This window comes from Wolbachia endosymbiont (group B) of Chorthippus parallelus (assembly GCF_947251815.1).
GTDB lineage: Bacteria > Pseudomonadota > Alphaproteobacteria > Rickettsiales > Anaplasmataceae > Wolbachia.
The window spans coordinates 1,011,552-1,033,356 of the sequence record NZ_OX366390.1 but is presented as its reverse complement, the minus strand read 5'-3'; the positions used below and the strand labels follow the sequence as shown (position 1 = coordinate 1,033,356).

17 protein-coding genes and 9 pseudogenes are annotated in these 21,805 nt (G+C 33.8%); 17 read left to right on the top strand and 9 right to left on the bottom strand.

The window, feature by feature from the left end:
• Nucleotides 1-32: 32 nt before the first annotated feature.
• Nucleotides 33-410, bottom strand: a pseudogene (locus OPS21_RS04735) (ankyrin repeat domain-containing protein); the annotation flags it as partial.
• A gap of 168 nt (nucleotides 411-578) precedes the next feature.
• Nucleotides 579-953: pseudogene (locus OPS21_RS04730) on the bottom strand (phage tail protein); the annotation flags it as partial.
• A gap of 221 nt (nucleotides 954-1,174) precedes the next feature.
• Here OPS21_RS04730 and OPS21_RS04725 point away from each other — a divergent pair.
• Entirely contained in the window at nucleotides 1,175-2,119 is a 945-nt protein-coding gene (locus OPS21_RS04725) for an IS110 family RNA-guided transposase (RefSeq protein WP_264336326.1), read from the top strand.
• A gap of 246 nt (nucleotides 2,120-2,365) precedes the next feature.
• On the opposite strand, the pseudogene OPS21_RS04720 reads toward OPS21_RS04725, so the two are convergent.
• The 4 genes and pseudogenes from OPS21_RS04720 to OPS21_RS04705 all read right to left on the bottom strand — a co-directional run.
• Nucleotides 2,366-3,280: pseudogene (locus tag OPS21_RS04720) on the bottom strand (phage portal protein); the annotation flags it as partial.
• A complete protein-coding gene (locus OPS21_RS04715) occupies nucleotides 3,280-4,311 on the bottom strand; it encodes a PDDEXK nuclease domain-containing protein (protein WP_264336327.1) in 1,032 nt (343 codons plus the stop codon). The pseudogene OPS21_RS04720 and the gene OPS21_RS04715, both read right to left, overlap by 1 nt.
• Before the next feature lie 26 nt (nucleotides 4,312-4,337).
• On the bottom strand, nucleotides 4,338-4,562 hold the full coding sequence (locus tag OPS21_RS04710; protein WP_264336328.1) for a gpW family protein: 225 nt from the start codon (nucleotides 4,560-4,562) through the stop codon (nucleotides 4,338-4,340).
• Nucleotides 4,555-4,689 (bottom strand): hypothetical protein, encoded by a 135-nt coding sequence (locus tag OPS21_RS04705; protein WP_265027572.1) that lies wholly within the window; start codon nucleotides 4,687-4,689, stop codon nucleotides 4,555-4,557. The genes OPS21_RS04710 and OPS21_RS04705 overlap by 8 nt, the downstream gene beginning before the upstream one ends.
• A 55-nt stretch (nucleotides 4,690-4,744) precedes the next feature.
• Between OPS21_RS04705 and OPS21_RS04700 the strand changes: the two are divergent.
• From OPS21_RS04700 to OPS21_RS04670, 7 genes and pseudogenes are all read left to right on the top strand, one after another.
• Nucleotides 4,745-5,844: pseudogene (locus tag OPS21_RS04700) on the top strand (IS3 family transposase).
• 171 nt (nucleotides 5,845-6,015) lie between these two features.
• Nucleotides 6,016-7,701, top strand: coding sequence for a phage terminase large subunit family protein (locus OPS21_RS04695; RefSeq protein ID WP_264337258.1), 1,686 nt, complete (start codon nucleotides 6,016-6,018; stop codon nucleotides 7,699-7,701).
• On the top strand, nucleotides 7,691-7,924 hold the full coding sequence (locus tag OPS21_RS04690) for a gpW family protein (protein WP_264337257.1): 234 nt from the start codon (nucleotides 7,691-7,693) through the stop codon (nucleotides 7,922-7,924). Before OPS21_RS04695 ends, OPS21_RS04690 begins: the two co-directional genes overlap by 11 nt.
• A 31-nt stretch (nucleotides 7,925-7,955) precedes the next feature.
• Entirely contained in the window at nucleotides 7,956-8,252 is a 297-nt protein-coding gene (locus OPS21_RS04685) for a hypothetical protein (protein ID WP_264337256.1), read from the top strand.
• Nucleotides 8,253-8,345: 93 nt separating this feature from the next.
• Nucleotides 8,346-8,543: a type II toxin-antitoxin system RelE family toxin gene (locus tag OPS21_RS04680; protein ID WP_019078751.1), complete on the top strand. Its 198-nt coding sequence runs from the start codon at nucleotides 8,346-8,348 to the stop codon at nucleotides 8,541-8,543.
• 128 nt (nucleotides 8,544-8,671) lie between these two features.
• Complete coding sequence (locus OPS21_RS04675) at nucleotides 8,672-10,084, top strand: phage portal protein (protein ID WP_264337255.1); 1,413 nt, start codon at nucleotides 8,672-8,674, stop codon at nucleotides 10,082-10,084.
• A 14-nt stretch (nucleotides 10,085-10,098) separates the two neighbouring features.
• Nucleotides 10,099-10,734 (top strand): annotated as a pseudogene (locus OPS21_RS04670) (S49 family peptidase); the annotation flags it as partial.
• Nucleotides 10,735-10,841: 107 nt separating this feature from the next.
• Here OPS21_RS04670 and OPS21_RS04665 read toward each other — a convergent pair.
• Nucleotides 10,842-11,941 (bottom strand): annotated as a pseudogene (locus tag OPS21_RS04665) (IS3 family transposase).
• Nucleotides 11,942-12,012: 71 nt separating this feature from the next.
• On the opposite strand from OPS21_RS04665, the pseudogene OPS21_RS04660 reads away from it, so the two are divergent.
• The 4 genes and pseudogenes from OPS21_RS04660 to OPS21_RS04645 form a co-directional block, all read left to right on the top strand.
• Nucleotides 12,013-12,474, top strand: a pseudogene (locus OPS21_RS04660) (S49 family peptidase); the annotation flags it as partial.
• A gap of 27 nt (nucleotides 12,475-12,501) precedes the next feature.
• Nucleotides 12,502-12,876, top strand: a complete 375-nt coding sequence (locus tag OPS21_RS04655) for a head decoration protein (protein WP_264337254.1) — start codon at nucleotides 12,502-12,504, stop codon at nucleotides 12,874-12,876.
• Nucleotides 12,877-12,912: 36 nt separating this feature from the next.
• Nucleotides 12,913-13,125 (top strand): annotated as a pseudogene (locus OPS21_RS04650) (major capsid protein); the annotation flags it as partial.
• 71 nt (nucleotides 13,126-13,196) lie between these two features.
• Nucleotides 13,197-14,296 (top strand): annotated as a pseudogene (locus OPS21_RS04645) (IS3 family transposase).
• Between the two features lie 89 nt (nucleotides 14,297-14,385).
• Here OPS21_RS04645 and OPS21_RS04640 read toward each other — a convergent pair.
• Nucleotides 14,386-15,012 (bottom strand): hypothetical protein, encoded by a 627-nt coding sequence (locus OPS21_RS04640; protein ID WP_264337253.1) that lies wholly within the window; start codon nucleotides 15,010-15,012, stop codon nucleotides 14,386-14,388.
• 312 nt (nucleotides 15,013-15,324) lie between these two features.
• On the opposite strand from OPS21_RS04640, the gene OPS21_RS04635 reads away from it, so the two are divergent.
• Genes OPS21_RS04635 through OPS21_RS04615 form a run of 5 tightly spaced genes read left to right on the top strand, consistent with a single transcriptional unit; the run spans nucleotide 15,325 to nucleotide 20,059 of the window.
• Nucleotides 15,325-17,019, top strand: a complete 1,695-nt coding sequence (locus OPS21_RS04635) for a recombinase family protein (RefSeq protein WP_264337252.1) — start codon at nucleotides 15,325-15,327, stop codon at nucleotides 17,017-17,019.
• A gap of 48 nt (nucleotides 17,020-17,067) precedes the next feature.
• Complete coding sequence (locus OPS21_RS04630) at nucleotides 17,068-17,655, top strand: L-threonylcarbamoyladenylate synthase (protein WP_006013379.1); 588 nt, start codon at nucleotides 17,068-17,070, stop codon at nucleotides 17,653-17,655.
• Between the two features lie 17 nt (nucleotides 17,656-17,672).
• Nucleotides 17,673-18,524, top strand: coding sequence for a DNA polymerase III subunit delta' (locus tag OPS21_RS04625; protein WP_211908312.1), 852 nt, complete (start codon nucleotides 17,673-17,675; stop codon nucleotides 18,522-18,524).
• A gap of 36 nt (nucleotides 18,525-18,560) precedes the next feature.
• Nucleotides 18,561-19,355, top strand: a complete 795-nt coding sequence (locus OPS21_RS04620; protein WP_264337251.1) for a hypothetical protein — start codon at nucleotides 18,561-18,563, stop codon at nucleotides 19,353-19,355.
• A gap of 44 nt (nucleotides 19,356-19,399) precedes the next feature.
• The gene (locus OPS21_RS04615; RefSeq protein ID WP_264337250.1) at nucleotides 19,400-20,059 is read left to right on the top strand and encodes a VirB8/TrbF family protein; all 660 of its coding nucleotides are present in this window, start codon (nucleotides 19,400-19,402) and stop codon (nucleotides 20,057-20,059) included.
• On the opposite strand, the gene OPS21_RS04610 is transcribed toward OPS21_RS04615, so the two are convergent.
• Nucleotides 20,037-21,539 (bottom strand): proton-conducting transporter transmembrane domain-containing protein, encoded by a 1,503-nt coding sequence (locus tag OPS21_RS04610; protein WP_264337249.1) that lies wholly within the window; start codon nucleotides 21,537-21,539, stop codon nucleotides 20,037-20,039. The two genes, OPS21_RS04615 and OPS21_RS04610, sit on opposite strands and share 23 nt — an antisense overlap.
• Nucleotides 21,540-21,805 lie beyond the last annotated feature (266 nt).

The window sequence follows — 21,805 nt, the reverse complement described above, 5'->3', positions numbered from 1 at the left end:
AAAAAAATGGTCTAGACAAATGGGTGCATTATATTCAGTTGATTAACTTCAGCTCCAGCCTTTACCAGCTCTTTTATTATTTCAACTCCTGCTCCTCCCATCTTGCACGCAGAGTGGAGTGGCGTACATCCAGTGACATATTGAGTGGCATTTACTTCTGCTCCCGACCTTAGCAGCACTTTTACATTTTCTAAACTCTTTGCGAATACTGCACAGTGTAGAGGTGTATAACCATTTTTATCTCTTGCATTTACCTCTGCTCCTTTTTTTATTAATAATCTCACTGTTTTGTAATCAGAGATTTCTACTGCTTGATGCAAGATCGTCTCTCCTTCTTCATTTCTTTTATTAATGTCTTTAAATCCGTTACTTGATACTTCTTTAAAAAACTTACTCTTGCTAAAACTCATTTCATACCTCACAAAATTAGCTTTTCTAGCACCAGACAAATTTCTTATATTTACCTGCTGCTATTCAAGTCATGTCCTTTTTAGCATGAGAAAGCAAGTCTTTTTCTTTTTATTTCATACACTTTTACCTATTATTAATATAATATATGAGTATCTAAATATAAGTACTTAACTTATTAAAGATATTATTCGACTATCTTTCCAACTTCTGTGCAAATGTCGATGTTCATGCCACTTCAGTACTCCCGGGTAAAATACTAAAATGTGCTTTTCTAATTCGTGTATTGAGTCTTTTTGCTCTGAATCCAAATCATTTTTATAGTAAACGTTGTGTTCTGCTAAAACATATTTTCTGACCTTCTGATCTGTATAATTTTCTACTTTATAGTTATGAGTAACGCTAAATCTTTCTAAAATTGGCTTGTGTTTTAAATTCCAATATTGCCCTGAAAGTTTATCGCTTCCCAATACAAATTTATTTCCTCTTTCTTCTACGCTACTAACTGGAAAGCACGTATTTATGTCTCCTAAATCCCAACTGTTGTAAGTTAAAAATATGATATAAAGGAGATAAGAGGGAAGATAACCCTACTCACTATAGGAATAGAGTTATCACGGGCGTGTGCGACCGACCAACTGTTGGTATTATAACCGTTCGGATCAAGGTACACTAGCCCATCTCTCGATACGTTTGAATAGTTGCATGGGACATATGTATGCACCCGTTTACAATCTTAAATTAATTAAAACTAATCGAGGTTATTATGATTACATCTTATCAAAATTTTATTGGCATTGATATCGGAAAATTTAAAAATGTTGTTGCAGTTCACAAACAGAAGAACGCTGTCGAATTCGACAATGATACTGCTGGCTGGCAACAATTGTTTCAAGATTTTTCAAATATCTTACCTAATTCTTTAGTAACTCTGGAAAACACTGGAAAATATGAGCTTGGCTTAGCACATTTTCTTGTTGATAAAGATATTGCTGTACATCGAGCTAATACTCGCAAAGTAAAAAGCTTTGTTCTATCTCATGGAACTTTAGCAAAGTCTGATCAATCAGATGCAAGAGCCCTTGCTCAGTATGGGTTTGAACGCTATAGTACTCTATCTCTATTTGCACCTATGTCAAAAGAACAAACAACCTTAGTTGCACTTTGTCAACGTCGTGATGACATTACAAAAATGAGAGCTCAAGAGAAATCTAGGCTTGCAGCACCTGAAAACGACCATATAAAAGAAAGCTGTCAGAAAACTATTGAATTCTTTAATAGCCAGATAGATGAGCTCAACAATACCATACAAAAAATTATTGATGAGAATCCAGAGTTACAAAAGCGCCAAAAAATCCTTAAAACAGTTCCAGGAATAGGTGCAAAATTATCTCAAGATTTTCTGTGTCTAATGCCAGAACTTGGTTATGTAAGTAGGGGAGAAATTGCAAGTCTTGCTGGAGTTGCACCTCATCCGAAAGAAAGTGGTAAAACTATTGGTTATCGCAGAATAAGTGGTGGCAGAAGCAACGTTCGTGAAAAGCTTTTTACAGCTGCGATGTCTGCTTCAAGGTCTAAGTCTGCGCTTGGTGCCTTCTATTCAAGGCTTGTTGGTAAAGGTAAAAAGAAGATGGTGGCTATGACAGCTCTAATGCGTAAAATCATAGTAATTGCCAATGCGAGGCTTAAAGAAGCAGTCAATGTGAATTAAAAAAATCTGCATAGAAAATAGGTTAACGAATATGTGGATAAATACGTCTACACACATTTAAAGTATTTATACACATATTCGTTAACCATAAGATCTAAGCAGTAACTGTTGTTTGATACAAAATTTTTCTATGATTAAGTTAGGGTTTTTATTGTCAAAAATGCACTTTTTACTCGAATAAAAAACAAAATTACAAACAAAAGTTGTAATGAAACTAAATTCAAAAAATTTTAAAAAACATAGTTGATCTGACGGTTCTGAAAATTTTATATCCTCTCCTGGGTCTAAAAGCTGCATTGTTCCTGGCTCTAAACCTGATAGTGCTACTCCTTGCTCATTACTTTCACCTTCTCCCATGATATTTGCTTCTGGATCGAGTCTCGTAATAAATCCAGCAAACATTGCTGCAGTTTTCTTTCTCACCAGCTCTGCATCATCATATTGATCAAGCTCATAAAGTTTCAGAAGTATACTCGAAAGCCATGGCTCTCCTCGAATCTGACCAGGTCTTAGTGGTCTATAAATATGTAAAACATCATTTGCTGGCACTCTCACTGATTCACCAAACGAACCTTCACCAGGGTGTTCTCTAAATAAGTAATATGCCTCTCTTTGTCCAAGCCTGTTAAACTCAATGCCGTTTCTTATTACATTACCATTTCCTAAAGTTTGATTTGTTTTATTATCTAAATGTTCAGACTCAAGTACTTGCAGTTGTAATGGTACAGAAAATCCATCCTCTAGCTTTCTTGTTCGGAGTCGTACAAAACATTCTCCTCCCTCTATCATACTTCTGCATACTAGAGCTTGTAATCCATAAAAATCACTTACTCCGTTACTATCTGCTTCATCTGTCCATCTTAGCCATAATTCTTGCACTTTCTTTCTAAATTCTGCATTCTTTGCTTTTGATTGCGGTTTTATTCCTGTTCCAATAGAGTTACTTACTATTGTATCAATGATATTTGCTGCATATGGATTTTTTCTCACCATATCACGTGATCGACTACGTAAGTGCTCAAGGCTTTGAGACAGCAAATTGTTTATGCTTCCTGTTTCTCCTTGCCAATACATTATCCTTCTTCCTGATCCTGCAGCGTCCCATGCAGAACTTTTTGGTTTTGGTTTATTGAATAGTTGCTTGAATGATTTGAGTAGCATTACTTTTCTTTATCTGAAACTTTGGATAACTCAGCCTCTAGCTCTTCTACTGTTGGTAAAGCTGCCTTTATATTCTTTGGTAGATTTTCAGTAATTTTATATTCTGCCAACCCTATCGGTTTATTTATGTCTTTCAGTGTATACTTAGCTAGTACGTTATCCTTTGACTTGCATAAAATTAATCCTATAGATGGTTGATCTGTTTCGTGCTTTAGTAAATCATCAACGGCTGAAAGATAAAAATTCATTTTACCTGCATACTCTGGCTTGAAATCTTTGTCTTTTAGCTCGATTACTACAAAGCAACGTAACTTTAAATGGTAAAACAATAAATCAATATAAAAGTCTTTATTTCCAACATCTAAGTGAAATTGCCTACCAACAAATGCAAACCCTTCACCAAGTTCTAGCAAAAACTTCTCCATATGGCCTACAAGACCTTTTTCTACTTCTCTTTCGTGAGCATCGTCTCCTATACTCAAAAAATCAAAAATATATGGATCTTTTAATGTATAATGTGCTAAATCTGACTGCGGAGAAGGTAATTTATCTTTGAAGTTAGTAACAGCTTTTCCTTGACGTTTGTGCAATTCACGTTCGATTTGCATCACCATTATACTACGTGACCAGCCGTGCTCTATAGCTTTTTGAAAATAAAATAGTCTTTCTTTTGGATCTTTTACTTTATCTAAAATAACTACAATATGAAACCAAGGCAATTGTGCAGCAACCTGCTGCGTAAATTCAGTATCTTGATATTCTGCAGCAAATTGACGCATATAAGTAAGATTCCTAGCACTAAATCCCTTCATTTCTGGAAATGCGCTTCTCAAATCCTTACTTAGCTGATCTATGATTTTAGCACCCCAGCCATGCTCTTTTTGGCGTTTTAAGATCTCTGTACCAATATGGTGGTAAAGCACAATAAGCTTGCTATTTACTGCTAGTGCTGCTTTATAACGACTAGTAGCAATCTGTTCTTTGAGCTGCTCTAAAAATTCTGTATATTCTTTTGCTATAACTTTTGTCATAAAGTTCCTTTCAACAACTTTTATTATTATATGATCCCCTTACTCGTTGAAAAAACAATTTTCCTCTTTGGCTTCATACCTGCAATTTTCAATTCAGCCTTAATTCGTTGTCTTAAGCTTAGTAAATCATCTATATCTACTTCAGCATATCTCACAACATGGTCACCATATGCAATTGATACCACTCTTTCGCCACTCTGAAGCTTCTTTATTGCTTGTTCAATTTGAGACAAATACTCTTCGTTATACATTTTTCAACCACTTACTCTGTCTTACTTTTTTGGGCTTTTTGCTTTCCATTTTTCCACTCAAACTATTCCATTTACTCTCTGGCCATCTGTCTATTCCCAGTGCTATTGATGCTATAATGCACCCCATAAACTAGACCAAAAAAAAATGGTTGATCCGAGTAGGAAGGTAAAGGGGTAAAAGTATGGCAACAAAAAAATATGAACCAGAGTTAAAAGCAAAGATAGCTTTGGAAGCAATAAAAAATCAAAAAAGCACATCTGAGATATGTAGTGAATATAAAATACCATCAACAAATCTATATGATTGGCGTGATAGAGTATTGGCAAGGTTAAAAGACCTATTTGTTGAAGAAAGTGAAAGTGCGAGAAAACAAAGAATCTTAGCGCAAGAAATAGAAAGTTTACATAAAGTAATAGGAGAATTGACAGTGGAAAATAGTTATTTGAAAAAAAAATTACTGAAATAAGCAAAAAAGATAGAGTAAGGTTTATAGAAAAAGATTCTGATCTATCAATTAGGAAACAGGCTGATTTACTGGGGATTTGCAGATCTAGCCTATATTATAGGCATATAATTAATAACGAAAGTGAAATTTGATTCAAGAAGTATATTTGGCTTCTGATTGCCGTTATGGATATCGTAAAATTACTGCTGAAATCATAGCGAGTGGAGTAGTAGTCAATCACAAAAAAATCTTAAGAATTATGAAAAAAATGAAGATTAGTGGGCTGTATTGTAGAAAAAGATGTAATACAAGTATTAAAGAAAAAAAGCATAAAATATATCCTTATTTACTCAAAGATTTGATTATTTGTAGAGTTAATCAGGTATGGGCTACTATATATTATGGTAGAAGGTAAGTTTGTCTATTTTGTGGCAATAATGGACTTGTATAGTCGCTATATTATTGCTCATTCATTATCACCATATCTCGATGCTGGATTTTGCCTTTATACTCTCAAAGAAGCTCTAAAACAAGGTAAACCTGAGATTTTTAATAGTGATCAAGGAGTGCAGTTTACTAGCTACAACTTTATTATGGAATTAGAGCGTGCTAATATTAAAATTAGTATGGATCATAAAGGACGTTGCTTCGACAATATATTTGTTGAGCGTTTATGGAGAACTTTAAAGCAAGAAGCTATATATTATTATAGACCAAATAGTATCAGAGATTTGAATCTTATAATAAACGATTTTGTTGGTTGGTATAACTATAAAAGGCGACATCAGACTCTACATTATAAAGTTCCTGCTGATCTTTATTATCATAAACAGTAAATGAATATATTGATAAATACTTTAAATGTGTGTCGACGTATTTATCAACATATTCATTTTAAAAATCGGATCACTTTGAAAAAAATGGTCTAGACAAATGGGTGCATTATAACTGCAGCATCAGAGCCAGGAAAATGGAGAACGGAAAGAACTCCTTATTTAAAAGAAATAATGGATTCACTTTCTCCATCTTCGTCAGCGGAGAAAGTAGTATTCATGAAAGGAGCGCAGATTGGAGGAACAGAAGCAGGAAATAATTGGATTGGCTATATCATAGATCAAACACCAGGTCCAATGTTAGTAGTACAGCCAACAGTCGAAATGGGAAAGCGTTGGTCAAAAGGAAGATTTGCGCCGTTAATAGAGAGTACACCATGTTTAAAAAGTAAAGTAAAGGACCCAAGGTCAAGAGATTCAGGCAATACTGTACAAAGTAAGGAGTTTCCAGGTGGAATAGTAGTAATAACTGGAGCAAATAGCAGTGTAAGCCTCCGATCTATGCCAGTAAAGTATCTCTTTCTTGATGAGATAGATGCCTATCCAGGAGATTCTGGAGGTGAAGGAGATCCAGTTTTACTCAGCATAGCCCGTACTAATACATTTGCACATCGAAAGATTTTTTTAGTGTCAACACCAACGATTCATGGAATAAGCAGAATTGAGAAGGAGTTTGAAGCAACAGATAAGAGATATTTTTTTGTACCATGTCCGCATTGTAATTACTATCAAGTTCTAAAATGGCCACAAATAAAATGGGAAAATAGCGACTCAAGAACAGCACATTATGTCTGCACTGAATGTAGCGGCAAAATAGAAAATCATCAAAAGACAGAGATGCTAGAACGTGGAGAATGGAGAGCTACAGAGGCAAAAGAAGGGGAGAAAAAAGGATTTCATCTTTCAAGTCTTTATAGTCCAGTTGGCTGGTATAGTTGGCAACAAGCAGTAGAGGACTTTCTCCATGCAAAGGAAAGTGAACAATTACTGAAAGTTTGGATAAATACCACTTTAGGAGAAACTTGGGTAGATAAAGGAGAAGTACCAGACTGGAAGCAATTATTCAACAGAAGAGAATTTTTTCCCGTAGGCACAGTACCAAAAGGTGAAGTGGTTTTGACAGCAGGAGTAGATGTTCAAAAAGATCGGTTAGAAGTAGAAGTTGTAGCATGGGGAAAAAGCCGTGAAAGTTGGTCAATAGACTACCGAGTATTTGAAGGAGATACAGGAAGTGGAGAAGTATGGGGAAAGCTTTCGGAGCTCCTCAATCATCATTTTATCGGTGAAAATGGGCTTGAATACATGATAAGCATGATGGCGGTTGATGCAGGGTATGCAACGCAGGAAGTTTACAACTGGGTGAAAAGTCATCAAGGCTCTGGAAGAGTAATGGCGGTGAAAGGTGTAAATAAAGCACTAGTGCCACTTAGCAGCCCAAGTAGAGTAGATATAACAGTTGGTGGTCAAAAGCTAAAGAGAGGAATAAAGCTCTGGCCAGTAGGAGTATCAATATTAAAGTCAGAGCTTTTTCAATTACTTAATATTTCAAAAGGAGAAGAAGGAAAAGCTCTACCTGGATATTGTCATTTTCCCGAGTATGCACCTGAATATTTTAAGCAGCTAACAGCAGAGCAATTAGTCAGCAAAGTGGTAAAAGGATACACCAAACAAGAGTGGCAAAAGGTAAGAGAAAGAAATGAAGTATTAGACTGTAGGATTTATGCAAGAGCTGCATCTATTGCGCTTGGAATCGATCGTTGGCCAGAGAGTAAATGGAATAGTTTAAGTGAAAAACCAGAAAGTAAAAAGCCTAAAAAAGTAAGACAGAGTAAGTGGCTTGGTAATCAAAATGTACAGTGAAAAATATTTAACTCAAGTTGAGAAAGCAATTCAAAAACTGCAAAGCGGAGAAAGAGTTGTCTCAATTGCATATGGTGACCATGTTGTGCGGTACGGGGAAGTTCAAATAAATGACTTACTTAATCTACGGCAACGTATTAAGGCTGAACTGAAAGTTGCAGGTGCGAGACCGAAGAGAAGAATTGTGATTGCGACAAGTAAGGGGATTGACAAAATTGTGTAAAAATGTTATAGTTTAAAGCTAGTATTTTGCAATGAATAATATGGCTCAAAGTCAAGGAAGACTTAATGTTAATGTAAATTTTGAGGGGGAATTTGCTCAGTACCTTACAGAAATGGCGAAAGTTCAAAATAGAACTATAGAAGAAGTTGTAAAGGACCTAGTGGAAGAAGAAATTGAAGCAAGTAAATTATCTGAAGAAGATGATGAAATAGATGAAGTAGATATAGAGTTAGCCAAGCTTTCTCTTGAGCGTGATGCTAGAGGTGATGAAGAAATTAGAAGTGAGGATGTAGACTGGAATAGAATATTATCTGCAAAAACAGTCTAAAAGTGGAGATACAAGCTGGGATACGATATTATCTATTCAAAAAGAGTTCTTGAAGAGGACTTTCTTGCATTACCACCAACGATAAGATCTAGAGTGAGAAGAGCTGTAGATAGTCGTCTTGCAACCAACCCTAAAGCAATAGGTAAAGCATTATCGCATGAATTCAAAGGGTATTTTAGGATACGAGTAAGTGATTATCGTGTAATTTATAGGATAAACTACTTAAAACACACAGTAACTATTACTGCAATGGGACATCGGAAGGACATTTATGAACGCAGCCCAGAATAAGCGTTGGTATTTGTGCAAGAGCCTCATGCATAATTTATAAAGCGTTAACAGCCAGACTCTCCAGCAGCTTGCTGTAATTTTTTAATGTAAAATTGTGCAACAAACTGCTGCATAATCAAAGAGGCAAAATGTTATTAAAATCATTCAAACAACTATTTAGCAAGCCAAAAATCAAAAGTTCAGCCTGGGATGCAGCAGGGTCAGGAAGAAGGGTAATGTATTGGCAAGGAGAAGCAGGAAGCATAAATAATTTACTCTCTCAAAGCCTTGAGCACCTGCGTAGTCGCTCTCGAGATATGGTAAGGAAAAATCCATATGCGGCAAATATCATTGATACAATAGTAAGTAACTCTATTGGAACAGGAATAAAACCGCAATCAAAAGCAAGAGATGGGGAATTTCGAAAGAAAGTACAAGAATTATGGCTAAAATGGACAGATGAAGCAGATAGTAGCGGAATAAGTGATTTTTATGGATTACAAGCTCTGGTATGTAGGAGCATGATAGAGGGAGGAGAATGTTTTGTACGACTCCGAACAAGAAAGCTAGAGGATGGATTTTCTGTACCATTACAACTGCAAGTACTTGAGTCTGAACATTTAGACAATAAAACAAATCAAACTTTAGGAAATGGTAATGTAATAAGAAACGGGATTGAGTTTAACAGACTTGGGCAAAGAGAAGCATACTACCTATTTAAAGAACACCCTGGTGAAAGTACGTTTGGAGAGTCAGTGAGAGTACCAGCAAACGATGTTTTACATATTTATAGACCATTAAGACCTGGGCAAATCAGAGGGGAGCCTTGGCTTTCTAATATACTGCTGAAACTTTATGAGCTTGATCAATACGATGATGCAGAATTAGTGAGAAAAAAGACAGCAGCGATGTTTGCAGGGTTTATTACAAGACTTGATCCAGAAGCAAATATTTTAGGAGAGGGTGAAAGTAATGAGCAAGGAGTAGCACTATCTGGACTGGAACCTGGAACAATGCAGCTTTTAGACCCAGGAGAAGACATAAAATTTTCAGAGCCGTCTGATGTTGGGGGAAGTTATGAAGCATTTATGAGACAGCAACTGAGGGCAATAGCGATTGGTACAGGGATAACATATGAACAGCTAACAGGAGATTTAACAGGTGTTAATTATTCATCCATTCGAGCAGGGCTGATAGAGTTTCGCAGAAGGTGCGCAATGTTACAGCACAACGTGATAGTGTTCCAGTTTTGTAGACCTATTTGGAATAGATGGCTAGAATTAGCAGTACTTTGTGGAGAACTGAGTATAGATGAAAAAGTAGTAAAAGCAGCGAAAGAAGAAGTAAAATGGATACCACAGGGATTTGATTGGGTGGATCCGCTCAAAGATCAGCAAGCACAGCAAATGGCAGTAAGGAATGGATTTAAGAGTCGATCGGAAGTAGTATCAGAAATGGGTTATGATGTTGAAGAAATTGATCAAGAGATTGCCGAAGATCAAAAGCGTGCTGATTCTTTCAACCTTCTCTTTGATTCTGATGTCAGAACACAAACAAAATAAATCTCATTTACATTATGAAAATTTTACAAACCAACTGGATGTGCAAGCCGATGATGATAGAGCAAAAAAGCTTTGACTTGTTGTCGCTATATAACGGAAAACAGCCTATATTTAAAAATATAAAACATGCAATAAATCAAAATATAGCAAGAACAGCAATAATACCAATACATGGAATTTTGACCAAAAAACCAGGAACTTTTGACGATTTTCTGGGAATGATATCATATGAGAAAATTCAAGAAGAAATAGAAGAAGCTTTAGAAAATAAGGAAGTAGAAACTATTACACTTGATATAGATAGCCCAGGAGGAGAAGTAAACGGTGTATTTGATTTAGCTGATTTTATCTATAGTGCAAGAGGAAAAAAGAGGATAATAGCGATAGCAAATGATGATGCATATTCTGCTGCATATGCAATAGCTTCAAGCGCTGAAAAGGTATTTGTGAGCAGAACTTCAGGAATAGGAAGTATTGGAGTAATTGCAAGTCATATAGATCAAAGTGGGTTTAATGAAAAACAGGGAATAAAATATACGACAGTATTTGCAGGAGGTAGAAAAAATGATTTAAACCCACATGAACCAATAACTTCTGAAAGTTTAGAAAGCTTACAAAAAGAAGTAGACCGACTATATGAGATGTTTATAATGCACCCATTTGTCTAGACCATTTTTTTCAAAGTGATCCGATTTTTAAAATGAATATGTTGATAAATACGTCGACACACATTTAAAGTATTTATCAATATATTCATTTACTGTTTATGATAATAAAGATCAGCAGGAACTTTATAATGTAGAGTCTGATGTCGCCTTTTATAGTTATACCAACCAACAAAATCGTTTATTATAAGATTCAAATCTCTGATACTATTTGGTCTATAATAATATATAGCTTCTTGCTTTAAAGTTCTCCATAAACGCTCAACAAATATATTGTCGAAGCAACGTCCTTTATGATCCATACTAATTTTAATATTAGCACGCTCTAATTCCATAATAAAGTTGTAGCTAGTAAACTGCACTCCTTGATCACTATTAAAAATCTCAGGTTTACCTTGTTTTAGAGCTTCTTTGAGAGTATAAAGGCAAAATCCAGCATCGAGATATGGTGATAATGAATGAGCAATAATATAGCGACTATACAAGTCCATTATTGCCACAAAATAGACAAACTTACCTTCTACCATAATATATAGTAGCCCATACCTGATTAACTCTACAAATAATCAAATCTTTGAGTAAATAAGGATATATTTTATGCTTTTTTTCTTTAATACTTGTATTACATCTTTTTCTACAATACAGCCCACTAATCTTCATTTTTTTCATAATTCTTAAGATTTTTTTGTGATTGACTACTACTCCACTCGCTATGATTTCAGCAGTAATTTTACGATATCCATAACGGCAATCAGAAGCCAAATATACTTCTTGAATCAAATTTCACTTTCGTTATTAATTATATGCCTATAATATAGGCTAGATCTGCAAATCCCCAGTAAATCAGCCTGTTTCCTAATTGATAGATCAGAATCTTTTTCTATAAACCTTACTCTATCTTTTTTGCTTATTTCAGTAATTTTTTTTTCAAATAACTATTTTCCACTGTCAATTCTCCTATTACTTTATGTAAACTTTCTATTTCTTGCGCTAAGATTCTTTGTTTTCTCGCACTTTCACTTTCTTCAACAAATAGGTCTTTTAACCTTGCCAATACTCTATCACGCCAATCATATAGATTTGTTGATGGTATTTTATATTCACTACATATCTCAGATGTGCTTTTTTGATTTTTTATTGCTTCCAAAGCTATCTTTGCTTTTAACTCTGGTTCATATTTTTTTGTTGCCATACTTTTACCCCTTTACCTTCCTACTCGGATCAACCATTTTTTTTTGGTCTAGTTTATGGGGTGCATTATAGTTTGTTCAACTCATAGCAAGAAATAGGAATCTATCGACAGAAAAAATCGAATCAACAGAAGCAGGGTTATATTTTGGAGAAAATGCAACAGAAGTAGGGCTTGCCGATGGAATTATGACATATTCTGAATTTATCAATCAATATAGGAGTTACAGTATGAATTTAAACACAACAGATAAACAAGAACAGCCAATTCAAGACTCAAGTGAATTAATTGAAAAAGGTGGGTGCAAGAAGTGTCGAGGAGAAGTTTTGGAATTGATACGTTTATGTAACCTGTCGCACATGCCAGAGAAGTTAACGGAGTTTATTGAACAAAATGTGAGCACTAAAGAAGCGAGAGAGATATTAATGGAGCTACTAGCAGAGCGAACGAAAAAGACAGAGATACTAAGTACAATACCACAGAATTCACCGGAAGACTTGATGATGGAAGCAGCTAAAGCTCGTCAAACTGCATAAGTAAGAAATTTTAAAGGAGAAACATTTATGACAAATATAACTGAAGGAAATAATTTAGGAGATCTTCTGAAATATGAAGTTTCAAATCTATATTCAAGGGACCAAATAACAGTAGCTAAAGGTCAAAATATCAAGCTTGGCGCAGTAGTTGCCAAAAAGACAGATGATGGTTTTATTAGAGTACTTAATCCCACTGGAACAGATGGTACACAAACAGCAATAGGAGTAATTACAAATGATATAAATAGCAAAGATTCTGATATGAAAGGAGTAATTATTACTCGCATAGCAATGCTAGCAGATCATGCAGTTGTATGGCCAGCAAATATAACTGAAGAGCAGAAAAATGCAGCAATAAAGCAGCTTGAAGGACGAGGGATCATCATCCGCAAGGGAGCTTAAAAAAACTATTAAAAACACAAAAGGGGGAAAAGAAAAATGCAAAATCCATTTACAAATACAGCATTTAGCATGACGGCACTAACAAATGCGATAAATATATTGCCGATAAATTATGGACGAATTGAAAATTTAAATTTGTTTCCAAGTAGATCAGTAAGATTTAGACATATTACCATAGAAGAGCAAAATAGAGTATTAAGTTTACTACCAACGCAGTTACCCGGAGCACCAGGAGCAGTAGGAAAAAGAGTATAATGCACCCCATAAACTAGACCAAAAAAAAATGGTTGATCCGAGTAGGAAGGTAAAGGGGTAAAAGTATGGCAACAAAAAAATATGAACCAGAGTTAAAAGCAAAGATAGCTTTGGAAGCAATAAAAAATCAAAAAAGCACATCTGAGATATGTAGTGAATATAAAATACCATCAACAAATCTATATGATTGGCGTGATAGAGTATTGGCAAGGTTAAAAGACCTATTTGTTGAAGAAAGTGAAAGTGCGAGAAAACAAAGAATCTTAGCGCAAGAAATAGAAAGTTTACATAAAGTAATAGGAGAATTGACAGTGGAAAATAGTTATTTGAAAAAAAAATTACTGAAATAAGCAAAAAAGATAGAGTAAGGTTTATAGAAAAAGATTCTGATCTATCAATTAGGAAACAGGCTGATTTACTGGGGATTTGCAGATCTAGCCTATATTATAGGCATATAATTAATAACGAAAGTGAAATTTGATTCAAGAAGTATATTTGGCTTCTGATTGCCGTTATGGATATCGTAAAATTACTGCTGAAATCATAGCGAGTGGAGTAGTAGTCAATCACAAAAAAATCTTAAGAATTATGAAAAAAATGAAGATTAGTGGGCTGTATTGTAGAAAAAGATGTAATACAAGTATTAAAGAAAAAAAGCATAAAATATATCCTTATTTACTCAAAGATTTGATTATTTGTAGAGTTAATCAGGTATGGGCTACTATATATTATGGTAGAAGGTAAGTTTGTCTATTTTGTGGCAATAATGGACTTGTATAGTCGCTATATTATTGCTCATTCATTATCACCATATCTCGATGCTGGATTTTGCCTTTATACTCTCAAAGAAGCTCTAAAACAAGGTAAACCTGAGATTTTTAATAGTGATCAAGGAGTGCAGTTTACTAGCTACAACTTTATTATGGAATTAGAGCGTGCTAATATTAAAATTAGTATGGATCATAAAGGACGTTGCTTCGACAATATATTTGTTGAGCGTTTATGGAGAACTTTAAAGCAAGAAGCTATATATTATTATAGACCAAATAGTATCAGAGATTTGAATCTTATAATAAACGATTTTGTTGGTTGGTATAACTATAAAAGGCGACATCAGACTCTACATTATAAAGTTCCTGCTGATCTTTATTATCATAAACAGTAAATGAATATATTGATAAATACTTTAAATGTGTGTCGACGTATTTATCAACATATTCATTTTAAAAATCGGATCACTTTGAAAAAAATGGTCTAGACAAATGGGTGCATTATAATTCGATCTTGATGATGGAAAAAACCCTGCAACTGGTTATCATCCCTAAGTATCTGCTCTACTGCCTCTGGTGACATAAATTCCTTAAATGAAGTTTTTATTTGTCTTGGTGGTTTCTGTAGAGCAAATGATACGAAACCTTTCTTTTGCACTTTATCAAAGTGATAAACAGATTTTAGAAGTTTGCAATTTATGTGAAACAGTAAAAATAACAAGGATCTTTTATCATACTTAGTATTATTTTTTATCAGGTACGATCTCATTAATTCCTGAGTGAGGGCAAATCTTGCTACTTCACTAACTGTAGCCTCAAGTTTTGTACGATCAAAGTAGCTAATGAGATAATAGTTGAAAAGAGAGTCAGAATAACTGGTAAGTATCTTACGTTTTTGCTGAGTGGATCTATCGTCATAATCTCCATCCTGAAAAAGTTGCCCATTTAAATGATTTTTAAAGCAATGCTGAAAAATGATGCTCAGTTGTTTACCAGAAAGGGAATCTAACCAAGACTGACGTACCTTAGAATCCTGAAAACGATCTAGTAAAAGGTTAACAGGAACTTCTAAATCGCTTTCCAAAAATTCATGGCTTGGATGAACATTCATATTACATAAAATAAGCTACATTATACATAATATGACAATTCAAGCAAAGATTTTTTGGACATAATTTTTTCAAATCTTGTATATTTAATTAGGGAGAATTTGTGTAAACTAGATAGCTTTCTTAAATAAGGTGTGCATTGGTTTAGTTTAATAGAAGTCTCCTAACCTATAAAAAATTTCACAGGAAGAAAAACATGCAAAAAGGGGAATTAACTATTAATTGCCGTTATGAACCTCATAGGTTGGCGGATACATATTTGGTAAATGCTTATGAACAATTATTGAAATATAAAATAAAGGAGGTAGAAGAAAATGGTAACGGTAAGCTTGTATGCAAGAGTTTCATCAAGACAACAGGCACAGGAGAATACAATAGAGAGTCAGATTGTAGAATTGGAGCGTCGCATTAGTAGTGATGGACATGAATTGTTAGATGAGCATAGGTTCATCGATAATGGTTACAGTGGATCAAATTTAGAACGTCCTGGCTTAGAGAGTTTACGTGATAGAGTAGCAGAAGGTAAGATTGATAAGATATACATTCATTCACCTGATCGGCTATCACGGAAATTTTCATATCAAATGATCTTACTCGAAGAGTTTAAAAAGGCTGAATCTGAAATAGTATTTTTGAATCATAAGTTTGATGATAATCCTGATTCCCATTTATTTCTACAGATTCAGGGAGCAATAGCAGAGTATGAACGTGCAAAGATTATGGAACGAAACCGTAGAGGTAAACTTCATGCGGCCAAAGCTGGGTGTATAAGTGTGATGGGTAGGGCGCCTTACGGTTATCGCTACATAGCAAAACATGTAGGTGAAGGAAGTGCTCAATTTGAGGTTGATGAAGAAGAGGCAAATATAGTGCGTAAAATATTTAGTCGGGTTGGCCAAGAAAGAGCAAGTATAGGAGAAGTTGTACATGAACTGAATAAGATACCGGTAATAACACGAACAGGAAAAAGGTATTGGAAAAGGAGCACTATTTGGAACATGTTAAGAAATCCTGCTTATATAGGAAAAGCAGCTTATGGTAAAACTAGGACATGCTCAAAACCACAAGTAAAAAAGTCAAAAAAAGGAACTTGTGGTAAACTTAAAAGTGGTCGCTTTAACAGTGATAAAGAGAACTGGACTTATATTCCAGTACCAAAAATAATCAATGAGCCTTTATTTGATTCAGTACAGGCACAACTAACTGAAAATAGGCAAAGAGCAAGAGTACGACAAAGAAGAGAAACATATTTATTGCAAGGTTTAATGGTATGTCAACGTTGTCAATATACTTATTGCGGTACAAACCACGTTCATAAAAAGTCGACATATTATTACTATCGTTGCTCTGGTACAAACTCTAGCAAATTCAATGGCAATAAAATCTGCGATAATAAATCAATACGCACTGATGTATTAGATGGAGTTATATGGGAAGAAGTCAAGAGTATCCTGAAAGAGCCAGATAGGATTGCAAATGAATATCAACGTAGATTGTCAGAGAACAAAAAGCCTTTACATAATCAAACACGTGAAAAGCAAGAAAGTAAGCTAAGATTAAGTATCAAAAAATTTATTGATAGCTATGCCAAAGGGTTTATAAGCCAAGAAGAATTTGAACCAAGAATCACAACAATGAAACAACATTTGAAAGAAATTGAAGAAGAGAAAGAAAGAACACTCGATCAAAAGAAGTTACAACAAGAATTGAGCCTTGTTACAGATAGCTTGAAAAACTTTTCCTCAAGTGTTGAATCAAAACTTGATCTGGTAGATTGGCAGACTAAACAAAATATTATTAGAATGTTAATTCATCAAATTGAAATCAACCACAACCACTTATACATAGTGTTTCGCATAAAAAGTCTTGCAAATTTTGATCAAAATAGGCATAATAGAATTATGCAATGTTGTACTAGCAGTCAAAACGAGCAGTTGCTAATAAAATTTACTGTAAGTATACAACAGATGCGTGCTAGCCATTTCGGTATCTTAATTGCTACCATATAGCGAGATAACTGTAAACCCAGAGCTATTGTAGACATAAGTTTTAGCTATATGGTATTTGAAGTAATAAATGCAATAAAAAATAATTTGTTAGCATGCTTTCCAACAGAGACAGTATATGCTCTTTCTTGTAATGCGCTAGGTAACGAATCTATAGAAAAAATATATCGAATAAAAAAGCGTTCTCAAAACAAGCCGCTCTCTGTATTTGTTAGTAATATTGATAGTTTGATAAATATAGCAAAGGTAAAGGAAGAGTATATCGATTTAATAAACTATTTTTCTCCTGGACCAATGACCTATATTTTACCACTTCAAGATAACAGTATATTACCAAATGAGTTCTTTAAAGATAGTATAGGCATAAGAATTCCTGATCATCCTATTGCGATTTCAATATTAAATGAACTGAAAACTCCAGTAGTTGCAACTAGTATTAACATTTCAGGAGAAAAAAGTATATGCAAAGCAAGAGATATACCTCAGTCTATTAAGCAACACTTATCTGCAGTAATTGAAGATGATGAATTAGTTTCTGGTATAGAATCTACTATTATTGACTTAACTGGAGACAAGATTAAGGTTTTAAGAAAAGGTAAAATTTCATTACAAACAATAAATAACGAATTTTCAAACTAAGATCTATAGGAGAAAGAATGAAAAAGGTGATAGGCCACAACCAAGCAAAAAAAAAGATAATGAACAACTTGTCTGTTCAATCTTGGCTGATCTGTGGTAAAAAAGGTATAGGAAAAGCAACATTCGCAAAATCCTTTTCTAATTGGTTTCTTATAAAAAATTACGATGAAGTAGCATTAGACTTACACATTGTTGAAGGTGATACAATAGGAGTGGAAAAGGTGAGAGAAATGAAAAACTTTTTGCACTTAAGCCCCATTCAATCAGAATATAAAATAGCTATAATAGATAGCTTAGAGTCAATGACTAATAATGCTAAAAATGCAATATTAAAAATATTAGAGGAGCCGCCACAAAATTCTAAAATATTTGTAATTAGCCATAAGCCATATGATGTACAAACCACCATCCGGTGTAGGTGTTTTCAGCTGAATTTACTTCCATTAACTTACGATGAAACAAAGCAGGTTGTTTCATCTCAGTGTAAATTCGACGATAAAATATTTAGTGAGATCATTACTTTGTTTCCTGGAACTCCGGGAGTAATAATAAATGCAATAAACAGTGGTGCTTATGAGTCACATAAGCATTTTTATACATTTTTCCGTAATCTAAATAATTCTGATATAGTTAATAAAATAATTAATAGTGAGATTGAGCTAGAACTAGCATCACATATAATTCAAACCTCCATTTTAGAAAGTATAAAGAAAGAAGTAAATAATGTTGAAATTCTACTAAGTCAATGGAAAGAAATAGATGAACTTTTCGTTGCTGCAAAGCAATTTCGCTTAGATAAAAAGCATGTTTTAGCTAATGTAGTTAACATCATGACACAAAAATGTAATACTTTTAACATAAATTTATGATAAAATTCTGCTAATTTAATACTGAAAGTATATAACTTGAATGATAATAAATTAACTGTATGGCAATCAATAGAAGTTTTAACAAACACTATACTGAACATGCAGAAAGAATTGAGTTTAATCAAGAATACATCTTTAGATCAAGACGTCACTTTAGAAAAAGGGAAGGAGCTATCAAGTGGCATCTATGAGGCAAATTTTAAGCTAAACAAGGCAATCAATATAGCTACTTTGCCAAGAATTGGCTATTATATGATTAATGATGAACTTGTTGTACGTAATCATATTACGAAAGAGGAAGTAAAGATCCCTAGAGATTTTCATTACTTTAAAGTTGTTAAATCCAATCACGATGATTGTAAATTAACGTTTTGTAATTTTTTAGGTAATGAGTTTTTTGAATATAAAAAGTATGATCCACAATATTCTGGTCTTTCAGATGAATATAAACTCATGGATTTTGGTAGTATAAAAAAGACTAATAATCTAAAACTTAAGGAGTATGTTGGTCATGCACCTAAATTTTTTGCTGTAGAAGGATCTATTGAGCCTGGATCTGAAAACCATGTAATTGATCTATTTGAGCTAGTCAGAGACGGTAAAGGCAAAAAAGTGGGAACTCTTGCTGATGAATTTGGTTATTTTGATGATCAAAATAAATTACACTACTATAATTATCACAAAAGTGCAGAAAGTAATACTTATGATCCTGAAAGCTTCAGTGTAAAAATGATAAATTTAGATGTGAGCAAAATTGATAAATTTCACCTTATTGCAGAACAAGGTGATATAATAATTCATCCCATTTTGGAAAATTTAGACATATTTTAAAGTTTTTTAGAGTATCCAGTATATTATATAATTGGGTTTGTATTATGGAAGATAAATTACTTGAATCAGTAAAAAACAAAAGTTACTTCAGGAAAGCAGTTGAATGGTATTGCCACAGATACCTGTTCTGCGTTGTAGAAAGATCTTGGATGGCGTTAATAGCGTTACTTCTCTTAGTATGTTTATTTTTATCACTACTAAACATATACCTATTACTTCCTGTTAAAAAAGATTTAAATTTTGTGAAGTATATGAACCACACAGAAGATGAGTTCTCTGCAATACATAAACTTAGTTTTAGTAAAAAAGAAGATGAGTACATTTCCATAGCAAGGTATTTAATAAGTAAATATATTGAAACATATGAGTCCTCTCGGACTGTTGAGCCAAAGTATCAAGAAAATTTTATAAAAAACAATTCTGTATACAAAATCTACCAAAACTTTCAGGAAAAAGTGAACAATGAAGCTGTTTCATCCACAAGAAAAATTACCAACATAAACGTAACAACATTATCTATTGACCGGTTGACCAAGAACTTAGTTACATTTGCTGGAAACGCTACTGTAGTTTTTACAGCTGAGCAAAATAAGAAGATGAAAGATTATGCTGTGGAGGTCAGCTTCACTTTGTCAAATATAAAAGCAACTCTAGCTGGAACAGTACCATTTAAATTTATTGTTAATAATTATAAGTATAGATGATTACTGAAAAAATAATTACAGTACACGCAGCAGTAAGAACTGGAGGTAAAACTAGAAGGATTGGTGTCTTTTTAATAAAATAATTTCTAGAAGGTTTTAAGAAAAAAGCATTGTAAATTATCGGTAAGAAGTATAGAGCGTTGAGTATAGTACTGACAATTAACACCAGAGCTACAAATATAGAAAGTGTTACATTACTAGAGTTAAAAACAGCTTGAAAGATGAGAAATTTGCTCCAAAAGGTCGGAGCAGGAGGTACTCCTATCATGGATAATGCACCTATGGTAAATGCTGTCATGCTAATTGGCATACTACGTCCTATACCGTGAATTCTATCTATATATTTTTCACCCGTTTTTGTTATTATGCTACCTGCAACAAAAAATAAAGTAATTTTTGCAAACGCATGGCAAACTAATTGAAAAATTGCAACCCTCATACTGAGTTCACTAAAAATTGAAGCAAACAATATAATATATGACAACTGAGAGATAGTAGAATAAGCAAGCAATTTCTTTAATTCCTTTTGCTTTAATGCAATTAACGATGCAGTAATAATAGTAAATCCAGCAGCGTACGGAAGCCACCCTCCAGCAAACCAATTTTGCTGCACAAAACGTTGCATGGTATCGACGCCAAAGGTGTATAATATGACTTTTATGATGATGAAAACTCCGGATTTCACAACAGCAACGGCATGTAGTAGTGCGCTTACAGGAGTTGGTGCAACCATTGCTTTTGGTAACCAAAAATGCATCGGCATTAACGCAGCTTTTCCTATCCCATAAATTAGCATAGCAAAACACACTGCAATAAAAGTTATGAGTGAAGTATCAAATTTGAATATTCCACCACTTACAAAATCTAAAGTATGAAATTCATTATATAAAAGGCCTATTGCAGGAAAAAATAACACTAAAGAAGAGAAAAACAGCACACCAAAGTAATAGCGCCCTGCAACCACTGATTCATTTGTTGAGTTATAAGTAACTAAAGGGTATGTACTAATAGTTAGAAGCTCATAAAAAATAAATGTAGTAAGCAAATCTCCAGAAAAAGCAATAAACATTGCACAGCTAATTGATATTGAAAAAAAGCATAGAAAACTTGAGTGATTGCTATCAGCATAGTTATTCTGCATATAACATATTGCATATATACTGGTCAGCACCCACAAAAATGATATTAATAAACTGAATATTGCTCCACTAGACTCTAGCTTTAAACTAATATGCAAATTATTACCGAAGTCCATGAGAATAAATTGAGGATGATCACCATATACCAAATATAAAGTGCATAGAGATGTATATGCAAATAGAAGCATAGAAGAAGCAACAGTAACGCTATTATTCACTTTGGGCCATTTACTAGTAAAAAAAATAGCTAATGCGCTTAAAAGTGGGATCAACGCGGTAATTAACAAATAATTCTCAGTAATAAAAAGTGGCAAGGAAAGAGATGTAAAAACACAATCCATTAAGTAGTTCATCTTTCTGTTTAGGTAAAGCTAGAATTATATTCAAATTATAGAGAATTTGCTATTTTTTAGTTGTATATCGGAAGTGTTAAATAAACCATACGCATCAAGTTAAGAAGAAGTGGCGTAAGGAAGAAAGGAAATAAGAAAAAGCTATTTTATATATTAATTAATAAAGTGGAATATTCAAAAAAGCATAAGGGTCAAGTTAAGGAAATAAAGGTATGAAGAAGATAGGATAAGAAGATATAAAATTCTCTCGGATA